We start from the raw sequence: 21,222 nt of genomic DNA, 5'->3' as shown, positions 1-21,222 counted from the left end.
TCGCACCGCCGGCGTCGATGCGCCGATCGGAGGAGCCGAGCCCGAAGGCCTCGGCGAAGTCCTGTGCCATGGGCCCCAGGTGACGGACCGAGCGGTGGTCGAATCCGTAGGTCCAGGTGCTGATCTTCAGGTCGGCCAGCCGCTCGAGGACGTCATCGGCGCTGGTCGGTACGGGTCGCGCGGCATCGCCCAGGCCCCGACGTCGGGCGGCGCGCGAACGGAGCCACGCCATGGGGTGGCGAGCACGGGCCGTGAGCCGCGCCCGTTTTCGCTGCTGCTCGGCGTCGCTGTCTGCCCGACTCATGTGTGCTCGCTCGGTCGGTGAGTTCGTGGACGAGGGCGCCGCCCCGACAGGAGGTTTCGCCCTCTTCGTGCGCATCCTTCACATTCCTCCGGCGGAGGGACGATGACAACCCCTTCACGGAGGATTCGTGCAGCTCCGGGGCGGATCCACCAACGAGCAGAAACCGGGAGGGCGGTCTGGTTCGTAGGTGTCGGGAAGGCCGTCCGCGATGATGTCGCGGTAGGCCGCGACCGCGTCGGTCGGCCGCCGGGTGAGGGTCGGATCGGTCAGGGCGTCGACCGTGTGGAGCCCGAAGCGGGGCCGGTAGGTTCCCCACTCGTAGTTGTCCGTGATGGACCAGTAGTTGTAGCCGATCACGGGTGCCCCGTTCTTCCGTGCCCGCTCCATCCAGTAGACGTGATCGCGCAGGTGGTCCGAACGGGTGTACCCGTCCGGGCGTGGTGTCCCGTTGTCCGTCGGCATCCCGTTCTCCACCACGTAGAGCGGCAGCCCCGGGAACCGGTGTGTGTACCGCATGAGGGCGTGGTAGATGCCGTCCGGCTGTGGAGTGATGTCGTAGAAGGCGTCGGTGACGGCGTTCGCCGCGGTGAGATTGTCGAGTGAGAGGCCGTAGTAATAATCGACCCCCAGGAAGTCGAGCTTGTCGGCCACCCGGTCGACGAACATCCGGTCGACCGTATCGGTGACTCCGGGGAGGTAGGCGAGGTTGCTGCTCACGGGGGCGCCCGGGTCCAGGTCGTGGATCAGGTCGTAGGCGCGGCGGTGGGCCTCGACGAGTCGGTCGAGCATCAGCGGAGCCTGGGCGGGAGTGATTCCGCCGAACGTCAATTCCTTTTGCACGTAGGTCAGTGGCTCGTTGATCGTGATCCACAGGGCCCCGAGCCCTGCATACCGTTGCGCGACCGTCCGGGCGTGCGCGAGCCAGTAGTCGACGATCGCAGGATCCGTCCATCCACCGCGGTCGGCCACCCAGCCCGGGTAGACCCAGTGATCGAGGGTGATCATCGGCGTCATTCCGTGACCCGTGATCTCCCGGACCACGTCGTCGTAGTAGCGAAGCTCGGTCTCGTCCCAGACCCCCGGGGACGGCTGTATGCGGGCCCATTCCACCCCGAAGCGGAAGACGTCGACACCCAGATCGGCCGCACGGTCGACGTCCTCCGCGTAGCGGTGACGAAAATCGACCGAGTTGCCGACGGCGTCGTGGGTCCGGCCCGAATCCGAATACCGTCGCCAGTTGCTGTCGGGCGAGGATCCCTCCGACTGGAAGCCCGAAGTGGCTACGCCCCAGAGGAAGTCGTCGGGAAGCGGTGCAGCCCCCGTTGTGGCCGTTGGAGTCAGCAGGGCCAGTGTGAGGCAGGCGGTGGCCAGGATTGCCGGAAAGAACCGCATCGGCCGAACGATACGCGTGAGTGGGTTTCGTCCGACCCGTTTCGGGGGATACCCGCCAGTAGGTATTACCCGTCGGTAGGAGGCGCGTCATGGTCGTCACAGGAACTCCCAGGGTCACCGAGGAAGAATCTCGGGCCGTCGCCGAGGAGGCGAGGGAATCCGGTTGGGAGAAGCCGTCTTTCGCGAAGGAGTTGTTTCTGGGGCGGTTCCGGCTGGATCTGATCCATCCGTTCCCACGGCCCCCAGCGGACGACGTCGCGAAGACCGAGGAATTTCTCGCGCGGCTGCGGACCTGCTGCGAGAACATGGCCGGGGCGACCATCGAGTCCCAGTCGCGAATCCCCGACGAGTACGTGCGGTCGCTGGCTGATCTCGGGTGCTTCGGTTTGAAGATTCCCGGGGAGTACGGTGGCCTGGGGTTGTCCCAGGTGGCCTACAACAAGGCGTTGATGCTCGTCGGTTCCGTGCACCCCAGCCTGGGTGCGCTGTTGTCGGCACACCAGTCCATCGGCGTTCCCGAACCGCTGAAACTCGCGGGTACGCCCGAGCAGAAGCGGGAATTCCTGCCCCGCTGTGCCCGCGGCGCGATCTCGGCGTTCCTGCTCACCGAACCCGACGTCGGTTCGGACCCCGCGCGGCTGGCGTCCAGTGCGGTCCCCATCGAAGGGGGCGCCGCGTACGAACTGGACGGTGTGAAACTGTGGACCACCAACGGCGTCGTCGCCGAACTCCTGGTCGTCATGGCGCGGGTGCCGCGCAGTGAGGGACACCGTGGCGGGATCTCGGCGTTCGTCGTCGAGGCCGACACCGCGGGCATCACCGTCGAACGTCGCAATGCCTTCATGGGGTTGCGGGGCATCGAGAACGGCGTGACCCGCATGTACAAGGTTCGCGTGCCCAAGGAGAACCTGATCGGTCGGGAGGGCGACGGCCTCAAGATCGCGCTCACCACCCTCAACGCGGGCAGGCTTGCGATCCCGGCGATGTGCGCGGGGGGCGGCAAGTGGTCCTTGAAGATCGCCAGGGAATGGTCCGGGCAGCGCGTTCAGTGGGGGAAACCCGTCGGGCAACACGGCGCGGTGGCAAACAAGATTTCTTTCATGGCGGCGACCACGTACGCGCTCGAGGCAGTGGTGGACCTGTCGGGTCAGATGAACGACGAAGGGCGCAACGACATCCGGATCGAAGCGGCACTCGCCAAGCTGTGGTCGAGCGAGATGGGGTGCATCATCGCGGACGAGTTGATCCAGGTGCGGGGTGGACGCGGGTACGAAACGGCCGCCTCGCTCGCCGCCCGGGGCGAGCGTGCTGTTCCCGCCGAGCAGCTGGCCCGCGACCTGCGTATCAACAGGATCTTCGAGGGTTCCAGCGAGATCATGCGCCTGCTCGTCGCCCGTGAAGCCGTCGATGCGCACCTCACCGCTGCGGGTGAACTCGCCAACCCCCACGCCGCCCCGGTCGCCAAGGCGCGTGCCGCAGCGAAAGCCAGTGGGTTTTACGCGAAGTGGCTGCCGCAGCTCGTTGCGGGCAGGGGTCAGGTTCCCACGTCGTACGGTGAGTTCGGCGTGCTGGCGAAGCATCTCCGATTCGTCGAACGGAGCTCCCGCAAGCTGGCTCGGTCCACGTTCTACGGGATGGCTCGCTGGCAGGCGGCGCTGGAAAAGCAGCAGGGTTTCCTCGGCCGGGTGGTCGACATCGGTGCCGAACTGTTCGCCATGTCCGCCGCCTGCGTCCGAGCGCAGATGCAGCAGGAGGAGGATGCCGCTGAGGGTGCCAGTGCCATCGAGCTCGCCGACGCGTTCTGCCGCCAATCGGCGCTGCGAGTCGAGAAACTGTTCGACGGCCTGTGGCACAACACCGACGACGTCGACCGCCACCTCGCGGAGGCGGTGCTGGACGGACGGTGTCAGTGGCTCGAGAAGGGAGTGGTGGACCAGAGCGAAGGCACCGGCCCGTGGATCACCGAATGGGCCCCCGGCCCCTCCACGGAGGAGAACCTCGCCCGGAGCTTCCTGCACCACACGGCCCTCTGAGAACGCGGGCGGTCTTCCACCCGGGGGCCACCCTGCCAGAGCGAACTCCGGCCCCCGCTGCGCGAGTCAGGTGGTGAAGCGGTCCAGGATCGAGCGGGCGCATCTCACAACGGTGGGCCGGTCGTAGGAGACGACGTAGTCGAATTCGCGGTCCTGGTCGCGCTCGCCGCGGTGGAGGTCTGTACCGGAGAGCGCGCAGCAGAAGTGCGGCCCGAGGACGACGACGTTCCATTCCTCGACGAGGGGATCCTCGGGGTCGAGTGGAGCGAAATGGATGCCGTCTTCTGCGATGGGCCCCATTCCGACCCCGTACACACCTGCGTACGCGATGCGTTCGGCCATGTTCCGCCATCGAGTCCGGGCGTGCTCGGTGAAATGCTCGGCGCGCTGAAATGTTCCGAGGACCAGGGTCTCGGGACCTGCGGCGGCCGCTCGTATCTCGAGTGTCGAACTCATGTGGACCAACAGGCGCTTGGAGCTACGCACGGGTGTCCGGCTTGCGGCGACGAGGGCGTACGGCGAGCGCGCAGGTTCTTCCACGGGCCGGCGCGGGACGGGAGGGAAGGGTGCGAGGTCGCCTCGTCCGAGTGCCTCGGGGGAGCCGGCGGCGGGGTACAGCGCGCCGAGGCCGTAGGCCGCCCCTAGTGCCAGCGCCCGCAGTCGGTGTTCCGGGGAATCGACACCGTCGGCGACGACGAGGGCCCCGGTGAGTTCGACCTGCGCCGCAACCGCGTGCGCCGTCCGGGCCGCGGCGGAGTCCGGGGGATGTGCGACGAGTGCCGGCGCGAGAATGATCACGTCGGGTTCGATCAGCGGGAGCAGCGACAGGCTGTTGGGGTCGGAGCCGATTTCGTCGACCGCAATCACCATGCCGTCCCGGCGTGCGGCAGCGACGGCCCGCAGAGTCCGGGCGGGGTCGCCGGTCAGCGACTCCCGGGTGATGATCGCGATGTGTGGCCCCGGTGGAGCGCCCGCCGCGGAATCGAGTCCTGCGATCGATTCCAGATCCACCGTGACCAGCGTCGGGACGCCTCCCGGTGCGGTACCGCCGTCTCCCGGGATCGACTGAGCGACCGACCATGTCAAGCGGTCCAGTTCACGCTTCTCGCACAGCGCTCGCGCAGTAGCGCGCAAGGCATGGGCGGTGGCGAGAGGACCGCCGGCCGGGCCTCGAAGCTGCACCTCTATGCCCGCGAGTGCATGGTTGTCGAGGCGTCGGATCGGCGCGTACCACGCCTCGACCGACAGCCCTTCGTCGCGGCGGGTGCTGGAATCGACGAGGGAGAACATGTTCCCATCATCGGCCCGGGTCCATTGCCCGACTAGGGCCTTTCGTCGTGCTCCGATCGGCGCGGAACAGTGTGTTCCGTCACGTCGTGTTCGCTCACGTCGCGGCGACGAGCATGCCCGATAGACCGGCCCCGATCACCAGCACCCAGAAGCCGAGTAGCGGTGAGCCCGAGAGAACCGTGGTGACCAACCCGCACAGAACTATCAGCACCACCACCACAACCCAGCCCGCGGACCGGCGTCCCAGCACCGGATCAGGGTCGACGAAACCCTCGGTACCCGTATCGGACATCGTGATCGCCTGCTTTCCCGAAGATTTGCGTGCCGCCCGCGGTGTGACTACACACAAGCGGCACGCCCGCACGGAAGTTCCCGACCGATACTGCGGGTCCCCGCTTTCATCGCCGCAGCGAGAACATCTCGACGCGGTAACTTCCGGCAACGAAACGGTAACGGCGCCTGTGTCCGCTTCGGCGCTGCCCGGCGTGTCTGGCGGCATCGGCCGTCGACCGGTGAAAACGATGTGCGTCTATCCTGGATAATCGGTGTGGAGAACGCCCCGGCAGGGGCAGTTCTGTCACCGGCGCGTCTCGTAGAACCATCGTGCCCCACCCGTCGCAGAGAGGACCTCTCATGCTCGCCCGCACCGACCTTCGTGGTCGTACCCCTTCCACGGCCGAACTTCGTGCCGCACTTCCTCGAGGTGGAGTGGATGTGGACGCGGTGCTGCATCAGGTTCGCCCGGTCGTCGAGGCAGTTCGCGAGCGTGGTGCCGAAGCAGCTCTCGAGTTCAGTGAGAAGTTCGACGGTGTCCGGCCGACGCAGGTGCGCGTCCCGCAGGCCGAACTGGACCGGGCACTCGGCGAAATCGATCCCGCGGTGCGCGCCGCACTCGAGGTGGCGATCGAACGCACCCGCAAGGTCCACGCCGACCAGCGCCGCACCGACACCGTCACCGAGGTGGTGCCCGGTGGTACCGTCACCGAGCGGTGGGTTCCCGTCGACCGCGTCGGTCTCTACGTTCCGGGCGGCAACGCGGTGTACCCGTCGAGCGTCGTGATGAACGTGGTCCCGGCGCAGGCTGCCGGCGTCCGCTCGCTGGTTGTCGCCTCACCGCCACAGTCGGCGTTCGGTGGCCTGCCGCACCCCACCATCCTCGCGGCAGCAGCCCTCCTCGGGGTGGAGGAAGTGTGGGCGGTCGGCGGCGGCCAGGCCGTCGCTCTCCTCACCTACGGGGGCACCGACACCGATGACGCCGAACTGGCTCCGGTCGATCTCATCACCGGGCCCGGCAACATCTATGTCACCGCGGCCAAGCGGCTGTGCCGCGGGCTCGTCGGGATCGATGCGGAGGCCGGGCCCACCGAGATCGCCATCCTCGCCGACCACACCGCCGACCCGACGCACGTCGCCGCCGACATGATCAGCCAGGCGGAGCACGACGTCATGGCCGCGAGTGTCCTGGTTACCAGCAGCGTCGAACTCGCCGACGCGGTCGACACGGCACTGGCCGCGCAGCTCGAGATCACCAAGCACAAGGAGCGGGTCACCGCCGCGCTGTCCGGCACGCAGTCGGGCACGGTACTGGTCTCCGACATCGAGGCCGGCCTGCGGGTGGTCAACGCCTACGCGGCCGAGCACCTCGAGATCCAGACCGAGAACGCCTCCGCGGTCGCGGGCAGGGTCACCAGCGCCGGTGCGGTGTTCGTCGGACCGTGGGCCCCGGTGAGCCTCGGTGACTACTGCGCCGGATCGAACCATGTCCTGCCCACCGCGGGATGTGCCCGGCACTCGTCCGGACTGAGCGTGCAGACGTTCCTGCGCGGCATCCACGTCGTCGACTACTCCGAGTCCGCATTGAAGGATGTGTCCGGCCACGTCATCACCCTCGCCAACGCCGAGGACCTGCCCGCGCACGGTCAAGCCGTGCGGGTACGTTTCGAGGCGCTCCGGTGACGGGGCCGAAGGTTCCGGGATCGTCTGTCGGCGTCGACGCACTGCCGATTCGGGAGAACCTCCGGGGCAAGTCCGCGTACGGCGCTCCCCAGCTGAGCGTTCCCGTGCAGCTGAACACCAACGAGAACCCGCACCCGCCCACCCAGGCGCTGGTGGACGACGTCGCCGAGTCCGTCCGGGAGGCGGCGCGCGAGCTGCACCGCTACCCGGATCGTGACGCGGTGGCACTGCGCACCGATCTCGCGGCGTACCTCGTGCGGCAGACCGGAGTGCCCGTCACTGTCGACAACGTGTGGGCGGCCAACGGCTCCAACGAGATCCTGCAGCAGCTGCTGCAGGCCTTCGGCGGTCCGGGGCGCACTGCGATGGGCTTCGTGCCGTCGTACTCGATGCACCCCATCCTCGCGGACGGAACCGAGACTGCGTGGCTGCCTGTTCTGCGCGGCACCGACTTCGCGCTGGACGTGGACGCCGCCGTCGAGGCGATCATCGAGCGCGCACCCGACGTCGTGTTCGTCACCAGTCCCAACAACCCCACCGGGCACAGCGTGGGAATCGCGGAACTGCGCCGCATCCTCGATGCCGCTCCGGGCATCGTCATCGTCGACGAAGCGTATGCCGAGTTCTCCGACGCGCCGAGCGCCATGACGTTGATCGACGAGTACCCCACCAAGCTGGTGGTGTCGCGCACGATGAGCAAGGCGTTCGCGTTCGCCGGCGGCCGGCTCGGGTACCTCGCGGCGGCACCGGCGTTCATCGAGGCGCTCCTGCTCGTCCGCCTGCCCTACCACCTGTCGGTGGTGACCCAGGCCGCGGCGCGGGCCGCGCTCCGGCACGCCGACGAGACCCTTGCCAGCGTGCACGCCCTCGCCACCGAACGGGTGCGGATTTCGAAAGCTCTGGAAGACAACGGGTTCCGGGTGATCCCCAGTGACGCGAATTTCATCCTCTTCGGTGAGTTCACGGACAGTGCCCGCGCCTGGCAGGCCTACCTGGACCGAGGTGTGCTGATCCGGGACGTCGGTATTCCCGGCTATCTCCGCGCCACGGTCGGACTGGCCTCCGAAAACGACGCCTTCATCGTGGTGAGCGACCGGATCGCCGCCACCGAACTCACGAGCTCAGGAGACCGGGCATGACCGATCGCATTGCACGTGTGGAGCGCACCACCAAGGAATCGTCCATCGTGGTGGAGCTCGACCTCGACGGGACCGGCATCGTGAACGTGTCGACGGGTGTGCCGTTCTTCGATCACATGCTGACCGCGCTGGGAACCCACGCGAGCTTCGATCTCACCGTTCAGGCCGAGGGCGACATCGAGATCGAAGCGCACCACACCGTCGAGGACACCTCGATCGTCCTCGGTCAGGCTCTCGGTCAGGCGCTCGGCGACAAGAAGGGCATCCGCCGCTTCGGTGACGCATTCATCCCGATGGACGAAACCCTCGCGCACGCGTCGGTCGACGTGTCGGGCCGGCCCTACTGCGTCCACACCGGCGAGCCGGACCACATGCTGCACGCTGTCATCGGCGGGTACCCGGGTGTGCCGTACGCCACCGTGATCAACCGGCACGTCTTCGAGTCCCTCGCGCTGAACGCCCGCATCGCGCTGCACGTGCGGGTGCTCTACGGGCGCGATCAACACCACATCACCGAGGCGGAGTTCAAGGCGGTGGCCCGCGCGCTGCGCGAAGCCGTCGAACCCGATCCCCGGGTCAGCGGTGTGCCGTCCACCAAGGGCAGTCTGTGATCGGGACGCGTTCATGAGCGTGGTGCTGGTCTACGTCCTGTTCATCGCTGCCGGGATCGCGGCGGGCGGCGCGTACTCGATGTGGAAATTCAACAAGCTTGCGTCGGGCGTGCTGCTGGCGATCGCGATGCTGGCGGCTGCGGCGGGCATTCTCAGGATCGTCTAGTGCCCGCTGGCGGGCCGTCCCCGCCCTGCGCATCGGACGCCCGATAAGCTCGATGCATGACCGTCCCCTCCATCGCCGTCCTCGACTACGGCTCCGGCAACCTGCATTCGGCGACCCGCGCGCTGGCCCGTACCGGCGCCAGCGTCGAGGTCACCGCAGACCACAAGGTTGCGCTCGCAGCAGACGGTCTGGTGGTTCCCGGTGTCGGCGCGTTTGCGGCGTGCATGGACGGACTGCGCGCAGTGCGGGGCGATCAGCTCATCGATCAGCGTCTCGCCGGTGGCAGACCGGTCCTCGGTATCTGCGTCGGCATGCAGATTCTCTTCGAGCGTGGCGTCGAGTTCGGCGTCGAAGCGGAAGGGTGCGGCGAATGGCCCGGCACCGTCGAGCGACTTCACGCGGACGTGCTGCCGCACATGGGCTGGAACACCGTCGAGGCGCCGTCGGGCAGCACCTTGTTCGCGGGGATCGAGCCCGACACCCGGTTCTACTTCGTCCACTCCTACGCCGTGCAGAAGTGGGAGATGCTGCCGTCGGAACGGCTGGCACCCCCACTCCTGACCTGGGCCGACCACGGGGGCAAGTTTCTCGCGGCCGTCGAGAACGGTGCGTTGTCGGCCACGCAGTTCCATCCGGAGAAGTCGGGTGACGCCGGTGCCGAACTGCTGCGGAACTGGGTTCGGAGCTTGTGACCGTACCGTCCGGTGGTGGACGCCGTGACCTGTCGATCGGCAGGCTCGCCGTGTACGCGCTGGGCTCGGCCACCGTGGTCCTCGCGATCACCACGGCGATCATCGTCCTGGTGAAGCCGCAGCCCGTCGGGGGGCTCATCGTGGGGCTGCTGGGACTGGCCGGTGCACTCGTGGCCGTCGGATACGTGTCGAAGCGCATGACGCGCAATGCCTACGGTCGTGGGGACGAGGACCCGAGGCCCGGTTCGGACGGTTGAGCGACTAGGGTTGTCGCACGTGAGCCTGGTCCTTTTGCCTGCTGTAGATGTCGTCAACGGTGAAGCTGTTCGCCTCGTCCAAGGTGAGGCCGGAAGTGAGACCGGTTACGGCTCGCCCCGTGACGCCGCCCTCGCGTGGCAGAACGACGGTGCGCAGTGGGTGCACATCGTCGACCTCGACGCCGCCTTCGGCCGCGGTTCCAACCGCGAACTCCTCGCCGACGTCGTGGGCGAGCTCGACGTGCAGGTGGAACTCTCCGGTGGAATCCGGGACGACGAGTCTCTCGAGGCCGCACTGTCCACCGGCTGCGGACGCGTCAACCTCGGTACCGCCGCGATCGAGAATCCCGACTGGTGTGCCCGCGCCATCGCGAAGTACGGCGACAAGATCGCGGTCGGACTCGACGTCCGGTTGGTCGACGGCGAGTATCAGCTCCGTGGCCGCGGCTGGGTCACCGAGGGTGGAAGCCTGTGGGAGACCCTCGCGCGCCTCGACCGGGACGGCTGCGCGCGGTACGTCGTCACCGACGTGAGCAAGGACGGCACCCTGACCGGCCCCAATCTCGAACTCCTCGCACAGGTCTGCGCGGCCACCGATGCACCCGTCGTCGCGTCCGGTGGCGTGTCCACCATCGACGACCTGCGCGCCATCGCTGGTCTGGTCGATCAGGGGGTGGAGGGTTCCATCATCGGCAAGGCGCTCTACGCGGGACGGTTCACGCTGCCCGATGCACTCGCCGCGGTATCGGGCTGATTCGGCAGTCATGGGTCTGCCCCGCGATCCCCAGGAGCTCCTCGTCGTCGCGAGTGAGTTGCTCGACGGCGTGCGCGACCGCTTCGTCGCCGGCGTCGGAGCACCGAGCGCGGTGCACAAGGGCCCCGACGACTTCGCGACCGCACTCGATCTCGAACTCGAGAAACGGCTGACGGGCGAGCTCCGCGACCGAACGGGCATCGATGTCCACGGCGAGGAGTTCGGCGGTCCCGACCTCGACACGGGCTCGGTCTGGGTGCTCGACCCGATCGACGGCACCTTCAACTACTCGGCGGGACTCCCGACCGCGGGCACCCTCCTCGCGCTGCTCCACGACGGAGTCCCGGTGCTGGGACTCACGTGGTTGCCGCTCGTCGGCAGGCGATATGCCGCGCTCGCGGACGGCCCGCTCCTCGAGGGCGGGGAGCCGCTGCCCCGGCTGGGTCGTGGTTCGCTGACCGCGTCGATAGTCGGGATGGGCGCGCTCAACATCGACAGTCGCGGCCGGATCCCGGGGCCCTACCGGCTACAGGTCCTCGCGCAGCTCAGCCGGGTGTCGTCGCGGATCCGCATACATGGGTCCACCGGCGTCGATCTGGCGTTCACGGCCGCGGGAATACTCGGCGGAGCCGTCGTGTTCGGGCACAATGCGTGGGACAACGCCGCCGGCGTGGCACTCGTGCGGGCTGCGGGTGGGGTGGTCACCGATCTCGCCGGGCAACCGTGGACCATCGATTCCGGTTCGGTGCTGGCAGGTGCTCCCGGGGTGCACGAAGAAATACTCGATATCCTCGGCTCGCTCGGGGATCCTCGTTCCGAGCCTTCAGGAGGGCACACGTCATGACTCTGGCCGTTCGGGTGATTCCGTGTCTGGACGTCGACGCGGGCCGGGTCGTGAAAGGCGTCAACTTCGAGAACCTGCGCGACGCCGGCGATCCCGTCGAGCTGGCGGCCGCCTATGACGCGCAGGGTGCCGACGAGCTCATCTTCCTCGACGTCACCGCGTCCACGTCGGATCGCGGAACCATGCTCGACGTGGTGAGCCGCACCGCAGAACAGGTGTTCATTCCGTTGACCGTCGGCGGGGGTGTCCGGACGGTCGAGGACGTCGACCGGCTGCTCCGCGCCGGTGCCGACAAGGTGAGCGTCAACACCGCCGCCATCGCGCGTCCGGAACTGCTCCGGGAGCTCAGCGAGCGGTTCGGTTCGCAGTGCATCGTACTGTCGGTGGATGCACGAACCGTGCCCCAGGGCCTGCCCGACACTCCGTCGGGGTGGGAGGTCACCACTCACGGCGGCAAGCGGGGGACCGGCATCGATGCCGTCGAGTGGGCGGTGCGCGGAGCCGAGCTGGGTGTCGGCGAGATCCTGCTCAATTCCATGGATGCGGACGGCACCAAGGCGGGCTTCGATCTTCCGATGATCCGTGCGGTGAAGGCGGTCGTGCACGTCCCGGTGATCGCCAGCGGGGGAGCGGGCGCCGTCGAGCATTTCGCACCCGCCGTCCAGGCCGGCGCCGATGCCGTGCTGGCCGCCAGCGTCTTCCACTTCGGTGACATGACCATCGCCGAGGTCAAGAAGTCCATGCGTGAAGAAGGGATCACCGTCCGATGAGTCTCGATCCCGCGATCGCGTCCAAGCTCAAACACAACGACGCCGGACTGTTCAACGCTGTGGCGCAGGAACGTTCGACGGGCAATGTGCTCATGGTGGCCTGGATGGACGACGAGGCTCTGGCCCGCACGCTCGAAACCCGCAAGGGCACTTACTATTCCCGCTCTCGTCAGCAGTACTGGGTCAAGGGTGAGACGTCCGGCCACACGCAGTACGTGCATGAGGTGCGCCTGGACTGCGACGGTGACGCCGTCCTGCTGATCGTCGATCAGGAAGGCGCCGCGTGCCATACGGGTACGCACACGTGTTTCGATACCGACGTCCTGCTGGCTGCGGAGTAACGGCGGGGCAGAATGAGCCCATGCCGTTGATACAGATCAGCCAGACCGCAGGGCTCACCACCGAGCAGAAGCGTGCCGCCATCGAGGCCGTCACCAAGGCGTACGCCGAGGCGACGGGCAAAGACCCGGCCAAGGTCTGGGTGACGATGACGGACGTGCCCGCGGAGAACTGGGGCGTCGGCGGGTCGCCGCTGGGTTGAGGAGCGGGTCGCCGCTGGGTTGAGGGGCGGGTCGCCGCTGGGTTGAAGTCAGGCCTTTCCGGTGCCCGCGGCGATTCCCTTGTCGAGCTGGGTGAGCATCGCGAGACCGAGTTCGGACAGCTGCCGTACCTGGTCTGTCGACAGACCGTCGAAGATCAGCGAGCGGACGGATTCGACGTGTGCGGGTGCGGCCTCGACGACCTTGGCCATGCCGGCGTCGGTGAGGACGGCGTTGGAACCGCGGCTGCCGGGGATGCTCTCGCGGCGGACCCACCCGGCCTTCTCCATCTTGGTGATGACGTGGGAGAGCCGGGAGAGGGAGGCGTTGGCCTGCTGCGCGAGTCGCGACAGCTGCAGACGATGATCTTTCTCACCGGACAGGGAGGCGAGTACGAAGTATTCGAAGTGGGTGAGTGAGGAGTCCCGCTGCAGCTGGGTGTCGAGTGCGGCTGGTAGTCGCGTGACGAGCGCGATGAGGGTGAGCCAGGCTTCTTGCTGCTCCGCGTCGAGCCACCGGGTTCCGGTGCCCGGTGGCGTGTCGCTCTTCGGTGGATCGCCCTCGTGACCACTCATCGGTGGTGTCCTCCATTTCGTACGCCGGATCCACGTGTGCGGGTTCGAGCGGCTCTCGTGGATGTGTCCAACATAGGCAGCACGTCCCGGGGTCGGTGTGCCGGGGGAATACTTGTCGATCGCGGGTGTTGACTCCTATAGTAAGTTGAAGTTTCAACCTAACCCGGGAGTTGCGATGACAGACACCATGCCCGCCCTGTTTCTCAGCCACGGCGCGCCGCCGCTGGTGGACAGTGCGTTGTGGGTCTCGCAGCTCGCCGAGTGGGCGGACGGGCTGCCGCGGCCCAAGGCGATCCTGATGGTGTCGGCGCACTGGGAATCGGCCCCGCTGACCATCGGATCCACCACGACCGGGACACCGCTCGTCTACGACTTCGGCGGCTTCCCCGAGCGCTTCTACCGCGCCGCTTATCGCTCACCCGGTGCGCCGGAGCTGGCGGCCAAGGTCGAGGCGCTGATGCCCGACGACGAACCGGTGGCACATCACCCCGCACGCGGCCTCGACCACGGCGCCTACGTGCCGCTCACCGTCATGTACCCGGACGCCGACATCCCCGTTCTTCAGATCTCGCTTCCGACCCTCGATCCGGCGCGACTGCTGCATCTCGGTGAGCGTTTGCGTCCGCTGCGGGACGAGGGCGTGCTCATTGTCGGCTCCGGATTCACCACGCACGGTCTGCCGTTCCTCCGGGACCCGTCACCGGACGCGCAGGCGCCCGGCTGGTCGGTGGAGTTCGACGCCTGGGCGAACGAGCGGCTGGCGGCGGGCGATGTGGATTCGCTCATCGACTTCCGTGCCCTGGCGCCCGGCATGCCGTACGCCCACCCGACGATCGAGCACTTCGCGCCGCTGTTCGTCACACTCGGCGCGTCCAGCAACCCCGAGCAGGTGTCGGATCAGGTGATCGACGGTTTCTGGATGGGGCTGGCGAAGCGGTCGCTTCAGGTGGCGTGACGCGTCTTCAGGAAGTCCAGTGCCTGATCGCCGTGGGTGTTGGCGCGAAACTCGCTGGAAATCACCTCGAGCACGGTGCGATCGGTATCGATGACGTACGTCGTCCGCTTCACGGGCATCAACTTGCCGAGCAGTCCGCGCTTGACGCCGAACTGCTCCGCCACCGTACCGTCGGTGTCCGAGAGCAACGGGTAGTCGAACGACTGGGCCTGAGCGAACGAGGACTGCTTGGCCACCGTATCGGTGCTGATACCTGCCCGGTGAGCGCCGACCGCGGCGAAATCGGCGGCGAGGTCCCGGAAGTGACATGCCTCGGCGGTACAGACCGGTGTCGATGCCGCGGGGTAGAAGAACAGCACCAGCGGACCGCCCTCGAGGAGGCTTGACAGTGTGCGGGGCGTGCCGTCCTGATCGGGCAGGGTGAATTCCGGGGCGAGCTGACCTGGCTTCATGTGGACCGAGGTTACCGTGCACCGAGCAGCGCTACCGCGCACGAAGCAGGAATCGGCGCGCCTGGGATGATGGTGCACATGCACGGTGAGCCCACCACGATTCCCGAACCCACTTCCGAGGCCACTCCGTCCGCGGACGAGGACGACTCGACCACCACGCGCGCCCAGTTCCATGCGCTCGCAGCCGAACACCGGGTGGTCCCGGTGACTCGGAAGGTGCTCGCGGACGCGGAAACCCCGCTGTCCGCCTACACGAAACTGGCGGCCAACCGGCCCGGGACGTTCCTGCTCGAGTCGGCGGAGAACGGGCGATCGTGGTCGCGGTGGTCGTTCATCGGGGCAGGAAGCCCTGCCGCGCTGACCGTCGTCGACGGTGAGGCGGCCTGGTACGGCAACGTGCCCGCGGGCGCACCCTCGGGCGGCGACCCCCTCGCCGCACTGGGGCAGACGCTGGAGTTGCTGCGCAGCGAACGACTGCCCGACCTGCCGCCGTTGACCGGGGGCATGGTCGGCTTCCTCGGATATGACGCGGTGCGCCGCATCGAGCGCATCGGCGACTCCACCGTCGACGATCTGCAGATCCCCGAGATGGTGATGCTGCTGGCCACGGATCTGGCGGCGGTCGATCACCACGAGGGCGCCATCACGCTGATCGCCAACGCGGTGAACTGGGACGGCACCGACGCGCGGGTCGACGAGGCGTACGACGACGCCGTCGCTCGGCTCGACATGATGACAGCGGCACTCTCCGCGCCCGCGGCATCGACGGTGTCCACGTTCTCCAAGCCCGTGCCCGACTACCGGCGTCAACGCACCACCGAGGGTTTCGGTGCCGACGTTCGCAGGCTGGTGGCGGAGATCGAGGCGGGCGAGGCCTTCCAGGTGGTGCTCTCGCAGCGCTTCGAGATCGATTGCGCCGCAGAGCCGATCGACGTGTACCGGATGCTGCGCGCGTCCAACCCGAGTCCGTACATGTACCTGCTGAACGTGCCGAACGGTGACGGTGAGACCGCCTTCTCGATCGTCGGATCGAGCCCGGAGGCGCTGGTGACGGTGTCCGAGGGCCTCGCCACGACGCATCCGATCGCCGGTACGCGCTGGCGCGGGGCGACGGAGGAGGACGACATTCTGCTCGAGAAGGATCTCCTCGCCGACGAGAAGGAGAACGCGGAACACCTCATGCTCGTCGATCTGGGCCGCAACGATCTCGGCCGCGTGTGCGAGCCCGGCACCGTGAAGGTGCACGACTACCGCCACATCGAGCGGTACAGCCACGTGATGCACCTCGTCTCCACCGTCACCGGGCGACTCGCCGCCGGCAAGCACGCCCTCGATGCCGTGACGGCCTGTTTTCCCGCCGGCACGCTGTCGGGTGCTCCGAAGGTGCGGGCGATGCAGCTGATCGAAGAACTCGAGCCCACGCGGCGCGGGGTCTACGGCGGCATCATCGGATACCTCGACTTCGCCGGAGATGCCGACACCGCCATCGCGATCCGGACCGCCCTGATCAAGGACGGAATCGGATATGTGCAGGCGGGTGCGGGCGTGGTCGCCGACTCGAATCCGGAGTACGAGGACACCGAGGCGCGGAACAAGGCCATGTCGGCGCTGAGCGCGATTGCCGCGGCTCACACACTGAAGCCCGCTCACACGTCTGCGGAGGCGGGGGGCGACTCGAGGTGACCGAGGTGACGGAGACACCTCCGGCGTCCGGTCGGCGCCGGTCCGTGCTCGGTGTGGTACTCCTCGCGGTGGCGGCACTGTGTTCGTGGGCCGCGTCCCGGATGACCTGGGTGGAGGTCACGTCCTCGGACGGTCTCGGTGAGGCCCGCACGCAGGCGCTGGTCGGCAGCACCTGGGCGGCCGCCCTCACGCCGCTGGCCCTGGCCCTGGTCGCGGCCATCGCGGCGTCCTTCGCAGTCAAGGGATGGGCCTTGCGGGTACTCGGTGGGCTCGTCGGGGCTGTGGCAGTTGTGACAGCGGTCCCGGCCGTGCAGTTGCTCGTGTCCGGAGCCTCGGACGAGGACGCGGCACGGCTGGCGGAGTTGCCGGGCAGGGCTGTCGTGCAGCAGGTGGTCGTGCACGCCGGACCCGCGGTTCTGGTGCTGCTCGGGGCGGTGGCTGCGCTGGCGGCCGCGGTGGAGCTGGTACGACGACCACGCGTGCGGGCGGGTCTGTCGTCGAAGTACGACAGCCCCGGAGCGCGGCGTGAGGCCGCGAAGAAGGCGCGCGGCGACACCACGGACGAGCCGGTGACCCAGCGCATGCTCTGGGATGCGCTCGATGCGGGAGAAGATCCCACGGTCGAAGACAAGAACGCAGATGGTGTCGACCAAGTTGACGGCCCCGATAACGACCCGGACACCCGGACGTAAACCAGATCAGAGTGCCATCTACGCTTGCCTCACCCCTGATGATGTTCCTCACATCGGGTTTCTGCCCAGAAAGGATGCGGGCCACGATGACCGTTCTCGACTCGATTCTCGACGGGGTGCGCGCGGACGTCGCCGCCCGTGAGGCCGTCCTCGACTTCGCTGCAGTCAAGACTGCCGCGGCTGCGGCCCCGCCGGCACTCGACGCCGCGGCGGCTCTGCTCGAGCCGGGTATCGGAGTCATCGCGGAAGTCAAGCGCGCGAGTCCCTCGAAGGGTGCTCTTGCCGAAATCCGCGATCCCGCGGAACTCGCTGCCGCCTACGAAGCGGGTGGTGCGCGGGTCATCAGCGTCCTCACCGAGGAACGGCGCTTCCACGGGTCGCTCGCCGATCTGGACGCCGTTCGCCGAGCCGTCAGCATCCCCATCTTGCGCAAGGACTTCGTTGTCGGTCCGTACCAGATCCACGAGGCCCGCGCGCACGGTGCCGACATGGTCCTGCTCATCGTGGCGGCCCTCGACCAGCATGCGCTGGCGTCGTTGATCGACCGCACCGAATCGCTGGGCATGACGGCCCTCGTCGAGGTTCACACCGAGGAAGAAGCCAACCGGGCGCTCGAGGCGGGCGCCAAGGTGATCGGCGTCAATGCCCGCAACCTCAAGACCCTCGAGGTCGACAAGAACACCTTCGGGGACCTCGCACCCGGATTGCCCACCGAGATCATCAAGGTCGCGGAATCGGGCGTGCGCGGCACCGCGGATCTGCTGGCGTACGCCGGTGCCGGCGCGGATGCGGTGCTGGTCGGCGAAGGCCTCGTCACCAGCGGTGATCCGCGCAAGGCGGTCGCCGATCTGGTCAATGCCGGTGCGCACCCGTCCTGCCCCAAGCCTTCCCGCTGAGCGGTTGTCGGAGCAGATGACCCGGACGGCGGTGGACCGCGGTGTTGGGGCAGACTGGACCTGTGACTTCACGTAATCAGGACACCGCCTTCAAGGGTGGCACTCTGCCGACTGCCAGCGCCGGAATCACCGAGCGCACCACACACGATCCCGACGCCGGTGGACACTTCGGTGTCTATGGCGGACGGCACGTGCCCGAGGCTCTGATGGCGGTGATCGAGGAGGTCACGGCGGCGTACGAGAAGGCCCGCTCCGACGTCACCTTCCTGTCCGAACTCGATCGGCTGCAGCGCGACTACACGGGCCGTCCGTCGCCGATCTTCGAGGCCACGAGGCTCAGCGAGTTCGCCGGTGGCGCGCGCATCATCCTCAAGCGTGAAGATCTCAATCACACCGGATCCCACAAGATCAACAACGTGCTGGGTCAGGTCCTGCTCGCGAAGCAGATGGGCAAGACCCGGATCATCGCGGAGACGGGCGCAGGCCAGCACGGTGTGGCCACGGCGACCGCATGCGCCCTGTTCGGCCTCGACTGCGTCATCTACATGGGTGCCGTCGACACCCGTCGTCAGGCACTCAACGTGGCGCGCATGCGGCTGCTCGGTGCGTCGGTGGTGTCCGTCGAGTCGGGTTCGCAGACGCTCAAGGACGCCATCAACGAGGCTCTGCGTGACTGGGTGACGAACGCGGACAACACCTACTACTGCTTCGGCACCGCCGCGGGCCCGCATCCTTTTCCGACCATCGTGCGCGACTTTCAGCGAGTGGTCGGATTGGAAGCGCGGGCCCAGGTGCAGGCCCTCACCGGCAGGCTGCCCGACGCCGTCACCGCGTGCGTCGGTGGCGGTTCCAACGCGATCGGCATCTTCCACCCCTTCCTCGACGACATCTCGGTGCGGCTGGTCGGGTACGAGGCCGCCGGCGAGGGTGTCGAGACCGGACGGCATGCCGCCACCTTCGCAACGGGTACGCCCGGTGCCTTCCAGGGCGCGTATTCGTACCTCCTGCAGGACGAGGACGGGCAGACCATCGAGTCGCAGTCGATTTCCGCAGGCCTCGATTACCCCGGTGTCGGACCTGAGCACGCGCTGCTCAAGGACATCGGCCGGGCCACCTACGAGCCGGTGACCGATGCCGAAGCCATGGATGCTCTGCGGTTGTTGTCGGAGCGTGAGGGCATCATTCCCGCCATCGAGTCCGCGCATGCGGTCGCCGGGTCGCTGCGACTCGGCCGTGAACTCGGCGAGGGCGCGATCATTCTGGTCAACCTGTCCGGGCGCGGCGACAAGGACATGGACACCGCAGCCCGTTGGTTCGGACTGTTCGACGATGCGGCACGCGGCGGCGACCAGGCCACCGGAGACGGGACCACGACGGAGAAGGAAGGTTCGGCCAAGTGAGCCAACGACTCTCGCGACTCGCACCGACATTCGAGCAGTGCCGCGCGGAGAAGCGCGCCGCGCTCGTCGGATACCTTCCCGCCGGGTACCCCACCGTCCCCGAATCCATCGACACCTTCAAGGCGATGGTGGCGTCCGGTTGCGACATCGTCGAGGTGGGCATCGCCTACTCCGATCCGGTGATGGACGGTCCCACCATTCAGGCCGCGGCCGAGACGGCCCTGCGCAACGGGGTGCGGGTCCGCGACGTGTTCACCGTCGTCGAGCAGATCGCTGCCGTCGGCGGTAAGGCCGTGGTGATGACGTACTGGAATCCCGTCCTGCAGTACGGGGTGGACAGGTTCGCTCGCGACCTGGCGAGCGCGGGCGGTCTGGGGCTGATCACGCCCAATCTGATTCCCGAGGAAGCCGGCGAATGGATCGCGGCGTCGGAGGCACATCACCTCGACCGGATCTTCCTGGTGGCGCCGTCGTCGACCGAGGAGAGGCTCGCGATGACTCTCGAGGCGAGCAGCGGGTTCGTGTACGCCGCCTCGACGATGGGCGTCACCGGCGCACGTGACGCCGTGTCATCCATGGCTCCCGAGCTGACCGCACGGATCCGGGCGCACTCCGACATCCCGGTGGGCGTCGGACTGGGCGTCCGGTCCGGCGCGCAGGCCGCTGAGATCGCCGCCTACGCGGACGCCGTCATCGTCGGTTCCGCACTGGTCACGGCCGCGGCGGACGGGTTGGACGCCGTGCGCGCGCTGACGAGGGAACTCGCCGAGGGCGTACGGTCCGCTACCGTGGCGTCGTGACTTCGACCGTGGACGTACTGGCGTATATTCCGAGTCCCTCCCAAGGGGTCTGGTATCTGGGTCCGGTGGCTCTGCGCGCCTACGCGCTGTTCATCATCGTCGGCATCGTGGTCGCCATCGTGTGGGGCGATCGCCGCTGGGTGGCGCGCGGAGGCGAGAAGGGGACCGTGCTCGACATCGCGGTCTGGGCGGTGCCATTCGGCCTGATCGGCGGCCGGCTCTATCACGTGATGACCGATTGGCCCACCTACTTCGGGGAGGGCGGCGACCCGATCGATGCCGTGAAGGTCTGGCAGGGCGGGCTCGGGATCTGGGGTGCCGTCGCACTCGGTGGCGTGGGCGCATGGATCGGGTGCCGGCGGCGTGGGATTCCGCTTCCCGCTCTCGGGGATGCGATCGCCCCACCCATCCTGCTCGCCCAGGCCATCGGTCGGCTGGGGAACTACTTCAACCAGGAGTTGTACGGCCGCGAGACGGACCTGCCGTGGGGGCTCGAGATCTTCGAGCGCCGCAACGATGCGGGTCAGGCAGGCCCGCAGCTGATCGACGGTGTCTCCACCGGGCAGGTGGCGTTCGTGGTGCATCCCACGTTTCTGTACGAGGCGCTGTGGAACGTCCTGATCGTCGTCCTCCTGGTGGTGGTGGACCGTCGCTTCCGCCTCGGCCACGGACGGCTGTTCGCCCTCTACGTCGCCGGGTACTGCGTCGGCCGGTTCTGGATCGAACTGATGCGGAGTGATCCCGCCAGCCTCATCGCCGGCATCCGGGTCAACTCCTTCACCTCGGCTATCGTGCTGATCGCCGCCCTCGCATACTTCTTTTTCGCACCGAAGGGCCGGGAAGACCCGGCAGAACTCCGTTCACACGGCACCCACCCGTCCACCGGGGAGGAGTCCGAGAGCACGAGCACGAGCACGGAGTCCGAGAGCAAGACAGCGGACAGTGACGCGCCCGCCACTGAAGGTTCGAGTGCCGGCGCCCAGGCAGGAACGAAGACCATCGACAGCAAGAAGGACGACGCG

The 21,222-nt window shown here is 67.8% G+C and carries 25 protein-coding genes; 19 read left to right on the top strand and 6 right to left on the bottom strand.

Going from position 1 to position 21,222, the window contains the following annotated elements; translation table 11 throughout:
- On the bottom strand, positions 1 to 304 hold a 304-nt coding region (locus tag WAW17_RS04540), incomplete at its 3' end, for a tail fiber domain-containing protein (RefSeq protein ID WP_422331818.1).
- 114 nt (positions 305 to 418) lie between these two features.
- Positions 419 to 1,696 carry a glycoside hydrolase family 1 protein gene (locus WAW17_RS04535; RefSeq protein WP_422331817.1) on the bottom strand — a complete coding sequence of 426 codons (1,278 nt, stop codon included), beginning with the start codon at positions 1,694 to 1,696 and terminating at the stop codon, positions 419 to 421.
- A gap of 89 nt (positions 1,697 to 1,785) precedes the next feature.
- Between WAW17_RS04535 and WAW17_RS04530 the strand changes: the two genes are divergently transcribed.
- On the top strand, positions 1,786 to 3,729 hold the full coding sequence (locus WAW17_RS04530) for an acyl-CoA dehydrogenase family protein (protein ID WP_422331816.1): 1,944 nt from the start codon (positions 1,786 to 1,788) through the stop codon (positions 3,727 to 3,729).
- Positions 3,730 to 3,795: 66 nt separating this feature from the next.
- On the opposite strand, the gene WAW17_RS04525 is transcribed toward WAW17_RS04530, so the two are convergent.
- Positions 3,796 to 5,019 carry a DICT sensory domain-containing protein gene (locus WAW17_RS04525; protein ID WP_422331815.1) on the bottom strand — a complete coding sequence of 408 codons (1,224 nt, stop codon included), beginning with the start codon at positions 5,017 to 5,019 and terminating at the stop codon, positions 3,796 to 3,798.
- 94 nt (positions 5,020 to 5,113) lie between these two features.
- Complete coding sequence (locus WAW17_RS04520) at positions 5,114 to 5,311, bottom strand: hypothetical protein (protein WP_422331814.1); 198 nt, start codon at positions 5,309 to 5,311, stop codon at positions 5,114 to 5,116.
- Between the two features lie 341 nt (positions 5,312 to 5,652).
- On the opposite strand from WAW17_RS04520, the gene hisD reads away from it, so the two are divergent.
- The 11 genes from hisD to WAW17_RS04465 are packed head-to-tail and all read left to right on the top strand — an operon-like array spanning position 5,653 to position 12,749.
- Positions 5,653 to 6,975 carry a histidinol dehydrogenase gene (hisD, locus tag WAW17_RS04515; protein WP_422331813.1) on the top strand — a complete coding sequence of 441 codons (1,323 nt, stop codon included), beginning with the start codon at positions 5,653 to 5,655 and terminating at the stop codon, positions 6,973 to 6,975.
- Complete coding sequence (locus WAW17_RS04510; RefSeq protein ID WP_422331812.1) at positions 6,972 to 8,114, top strand: histidinol-phosphate transaminase; 1,143 nt, start codon at positions 6,972 to 6,974, stop codon at positions 8,112 to 8,114. The genes hisD and WAW17_RS04510 overlap by 4 nt, the downstream gene beginning before the upstream one ends.
- Positions 8,111 to 8,725 carry an imidazoleglycerol-phosphate dehydratase HisB gene (gene hisB / locus WAW17_RS04505; protein ID WP_422331811.1) on the top strand — a complete coding sequence of 205 codons (615 nt, stop codon included), beginning with the start codon at positions 8,111 to 8,113 and terminating at the stop codon, positions 8,723 to 8,725. Before WAW17_RS04510 ends, hisB begins: the two co-directional genes overlap by 4 nt.
- A gap of 13 nt (positions 8,726 to 8,738) precedes the next feature.
- Positions 8,739 to 8,891 carry a hypothetical protein gene (locus WAW17_RS04500; RefSeq protein ID WP_422331810.1) on the top strand — a complete coding sequence of 51 codons (153 nt, stop codon included), beginning with the start codon at positions 8,739 to 8,741 and terminating at the stop codon, positions 8,889 to 8,891.
- Between the two features lie 56 nt (positions 8,892 to 8,947).
- The gene (hisH, locus tag WAW17_RS04495; protein WP_422331809.1) at positions 8,948 to 9,583 is read left to right on the top strand and encodes an imidazole glycerol phosphate synthase subunit HisH; all 636 of its coding nucleotides are present in this window, start codon (positions 8,948 to 8,950) and stop codon (positions 9,581 to 9,583) included.
- The gene (locus WAW17_RS04490) at positions 9,580 to 9,840 is read left to right on the top strand and encodes a hypothetical protein (protein ID WP_422331808.1); all 261 of its coding nucleotides are present in this window, start codon (positions 9,580 to 9,582) and stop codon (positions 9,838 to 9,840) included. Before hisH ends, WAW17_RS04490 begins: the two co-directional genes overlap by 4 nt.
- A 19-nt stretch (positions 9,841 to 9,859) precedes the next feature.
- Complete coding sequence (priA, locus tag WAW17_RS04485) at positions 9,860 to 10,594, top strand: bifunctional 1-(5-phosphoribosyl)-5-((5-phosphoribosylamino)methylideneamino)imidazole-4-carboxamide isomerase/phosphoribosylanthranilate isomerase PriA (RefSeq protein WP_422331807.1); 735 nt, start codon at positions 9,860 to 9,862, stop codon at positions 10,592 to 10,594.
- Positions 10,595 to 10,604: 10 nt separating this feature from the next.
- Entirely contained in the window at positions 10,605 to 11,438 is an 834-nt protein-coding gene (locus WAW17_RS04480; protein WP_422331806.1) for an inositol monophosphatase family protein, read from the top strand.
- Entirely contained in the window at positions 11,435 to 12,208 is a 774-nt protein-coding gene (hisF, locus tag WAW17_RS04475) for an imidazole glycerol phosphate synthase subunit HisF (protein WP_422331805.1), read from the top strand. The genes WAW17_RS04480 and hisF overlap by 4 nt, the downstream gene beginning before the upstream one ends.
- Positions 12,205 to 12,549, top strand: a complete 345-nt coding sequence (hisI, locus tag WAW17_RS04470; protein WP_422331804.1) for a phosphoribosyl-AMP cyclohydrolase — start codon at positions 12,205 to 12,207, stop codon at positions 12,547 to 12,549. The genes hisF and hisI overlap by 4 nt, the downstream gene beginning before the upstream one ends.
- A gap of 20 nt (positions 12,550 to 12,569) precedes the next feature.
- On the top strand, positions 12,570 to 12,749 hold the full coding sequence (locus WAW17_RS04465) for a tautomerase family protein (RefSeq protein ID WP_422331803.1): 180 nt from the start codon (positions 12,570 to 12,572) through the stop codon (positions 12,747 to 12,749).
- A 48-nt stretch (positions 12,750 to 12,797) separates the two neighbouring features.
- On the opposite strand, the gene WAW17_RS04460 is transcribed toward WAW17_RS04465, so the two are convergent.
- A complete protein-coding gene (locus WAW17_RS04460; RefSeq protein WP_422331802.1) occupies positions 12,798 to 13,322 on the bottom strand; it encodes a MarR family winged helix-turn-helix transcriptional regulator in 525 nt (174 codons plus the stop codon).
- A gap of 175 nt (positions 13,323 to 13,497) precedes the next feature.
- On the opposite strand from WAW17_RS04460, the gene WAW17_RS04455 reads away from it, so the two are divergent.
- Positions 13,498 to 14,277 (top strand): dioxygenase, encoded by a 780-nt coding sequence (locus WAW17_RS04455; protein ID WP_422331801.1) that lies wholly within the window; start codon positions 13,498 to 13,500, stop codon positions 14,275 to 14,277.
- On the opposite strand, the gene WAW17_RS04450 is transcribed toward WAW17_RS04455, so the two are convergent.
- Positions 14,265 to 14,729 (bottom strand): peroxiredoxin, encoded by a 465-nt coding sequence (locus WAW17_RS04450; RefSeq protein ID WP_422331800.1) that lies wholly within the window; start codon positions 14,727 to 14,729, stop codon positions 14,265 to 14,267. The genes WAW17_RS04455 and WAW17_RS04450 overlap by 13 nt on opposite strands.
- Before the next feature lie 78 nt (positions 14,730 to 14,807).
- On the opposite strand from WAW17_RS04450, the gene WAW17_RS04445 reads away from it, so the two are divergent.
- The 6 genes from WAW17_RS04445 to lgt form a co-directional block, all read left to right on the top strand.
- Positions 14,808 to 16,412: an anthranilate synthase component I gene (locus WAW17_RS04445; protein ID WP_422331819.1), complete on the top strand. Its 1,605-nt coding sequence runs from the start codon at positions 14,808 to 14,810 to the stop codon at positions 16,410 to 16,412.
- Between the two features lie 5 nt (positions 16,413 to 16,417).
- Positions 16,418 to 17,104, top strand: a complete 687-nt coding sequence (locus WAW17_RS04440) for a TIGR02234 family membrane protein (protein ID WP_422331799.1) — start codon at positions 16,418 to 16,420, stop codon at positions 17,102 to 17,104.
- 86 nt (positions 17,105 to 17,190) lie between these two features.
- Positions 17,191 to 18,000, top strand: a complete 810-nt coding sequence (gene trpC / locus WAW17_RS04435) for an indole-3-glycerol phosphate synthase TrpC (RefSeq protein WP_422331798.1) — start codon at positions 17,191 to 17,193, stop codon at positions 17,998 to 18,000.
- Between the two features lie 62 nt (positions 18,001 to 18,062).
- Positions 18,063 to 19,400 (top strand): tryptophan synthase subunit beta, encoded by a 1,338-nt coding sequence (trpB, locus tag WAW17_RS04430; protein WP_422331797.1) that lies wholly within the window; start codon positions 18,063 to 18,065, stop codon positions 19,398 to 19,400.
- On the top strand, positions 19,397 to 20,200 hold the full coding sequence (trpA, locus tag WAW17_RS04425; RefSeq protein WP_422331796.1) for a tryptophan synthase subunit alpha: 804 nt from the start codon (positions 19,397 to 19,399) through the stop codon (positions 20,198 to 20,200). Before trpB ends, trpA begins: the two co-directional genes overlap by 4 nt.
- The coding region (gene lgt, locus WAW17_RS04420) for a prolipoprotein diacylglyceryl transferase (RefSeq protein WP_422331795.1) at positions 20,197 to 21,222 on the top strand (1,026 nt) is incomplete at its 3' end. The genes trpA and lgt, both read left to right, overlap by 4 nt.

The organism is Rhodococcus sp. (in: high G+C Gram-positive bacteria), assembly GCF_049286785.1.
In the GTDB taxonomy this organism is placed as follows: domain Bacteria; phylum Actinomycetota; class Actinomycetes; order Mycobacteriales; family Mycobacteriaceae; genus Rhodococcus_F.
Note: the sequence above shows the minus strand (reverse complement) of the source record. Positions and strands in the feature narration are given on the sequence as shown.

Coding starts and splice junctions, on each gene's coding strand:
- WAW17_RS04535 (WP_422331817.1), bottom strand. CDS start 1,696: ATGCGGTTCTTTCCGGCAATCCTGGCCACCGCCTGCCTCACACTGGCC.
- WAW17_RS04530 (WP_422331816.1), top strand. CDS start 1,786: ATGGTCGTCACAGGAACTCCCAGGGTCACCGAGGAAGAATCTCGGGCC.
- WAW17_RS04525 (WP_422331815.1), bottom strand. CDS start 5,019: ATGTTCTCCCTCGTCGATTCCAGCACCCGCCGCGACGAAGGGCTGTCG.
- WAW17_RS04520 (WP_422331814.1), bottom strand. CDS start 5,311: ATGTCCGATACGGGTACCGAGGGTTTCGTCGACCCTGATCCGGTGCTG.
- hisD (WP_422331813.1), top strand. CDS start 5,653: ATGCTCGCCCGCACCGACCTTCGTGGTCGTACCCCTTCCACGGCCGAA.
- hisB (WP_422331811.1), top strand. CDS start 8,111: ATGACCGATCGCATTGCACGTGTGGAGCGCACCACCAAGGAATCGTCC.
- WAW17_RS04500 (WP_422331810.1), top strand. CDS start 8,739: ATGAGCGTGGTGCTGGTCTACGTCCTGTTCATCGCTGCCGGGATCGCG.
- hisH (WP_422331809.1), top strand. CDS start 8,948: ATGACCGTCCCCTCCATCGCCGTCCTCGACTACGGCTCCGGCAACCTG.
- WAW17_RS04480 (WP_422331806.1), top strand. CDS start 10,605: ATGGGTCTGCCCCGCGATCCCCAGGAGCTCCTCGTCGTCGCGAGTGAG.
- hisF (WP_422331805.1), top strand. CDS start 11,435: ATGACTCTGGCCGTTCGGGTGATTCCGTGTCTGGACGTCGACGCGGGC.
- hisI (WP_422331804.1), top strand. CDS start 12,205: ATGAGTCTCGATCCCGCGATCGCGTCCAAGCTCAAACACAACGACGCC.
- WAW17_RS04465 (WP_422331803.1), top strand. CDS start 12,570: ATGCCGTTGATACAGATCAGCCAGACCGCAGGGCTCACCACCGAGCAG.
- WAW17_RS04460 (WP_422331802.1), bottom strand. CDS start 13,322: ATGAGTGGTCACGAGGGCGATCCACCGAAGAGCGACACGCCACCGGGC.
- WAW17_RS04455 (WP_422331801.1), top strand. CDS start 13,498: ATGACAGACACCATGCCCGCCCTGTTTCTCAGCCACGGCGCGCCGCCG.
- WAW17_RS04450 (WP_422331800.1), bottom strand. CDS start 14,729: ATGAAGCCAGGTCAGCTCGCCCCGGAATTCACCCTGCCCGATCAGGAC.
- WAW17_RS04445 (WP_422331819.1), top strand. CDS start 14,808: ATGCACGGTGAGCCCACCACGATTCCCGAACCCACTTCCGAGGCCACT.
- trpC (WP_422331798.1), top strand. CDS start 17,191: ATGACCGTTCTCGACTCGATTCTCGACGGGGTGCGCGCGGACGTCGCC.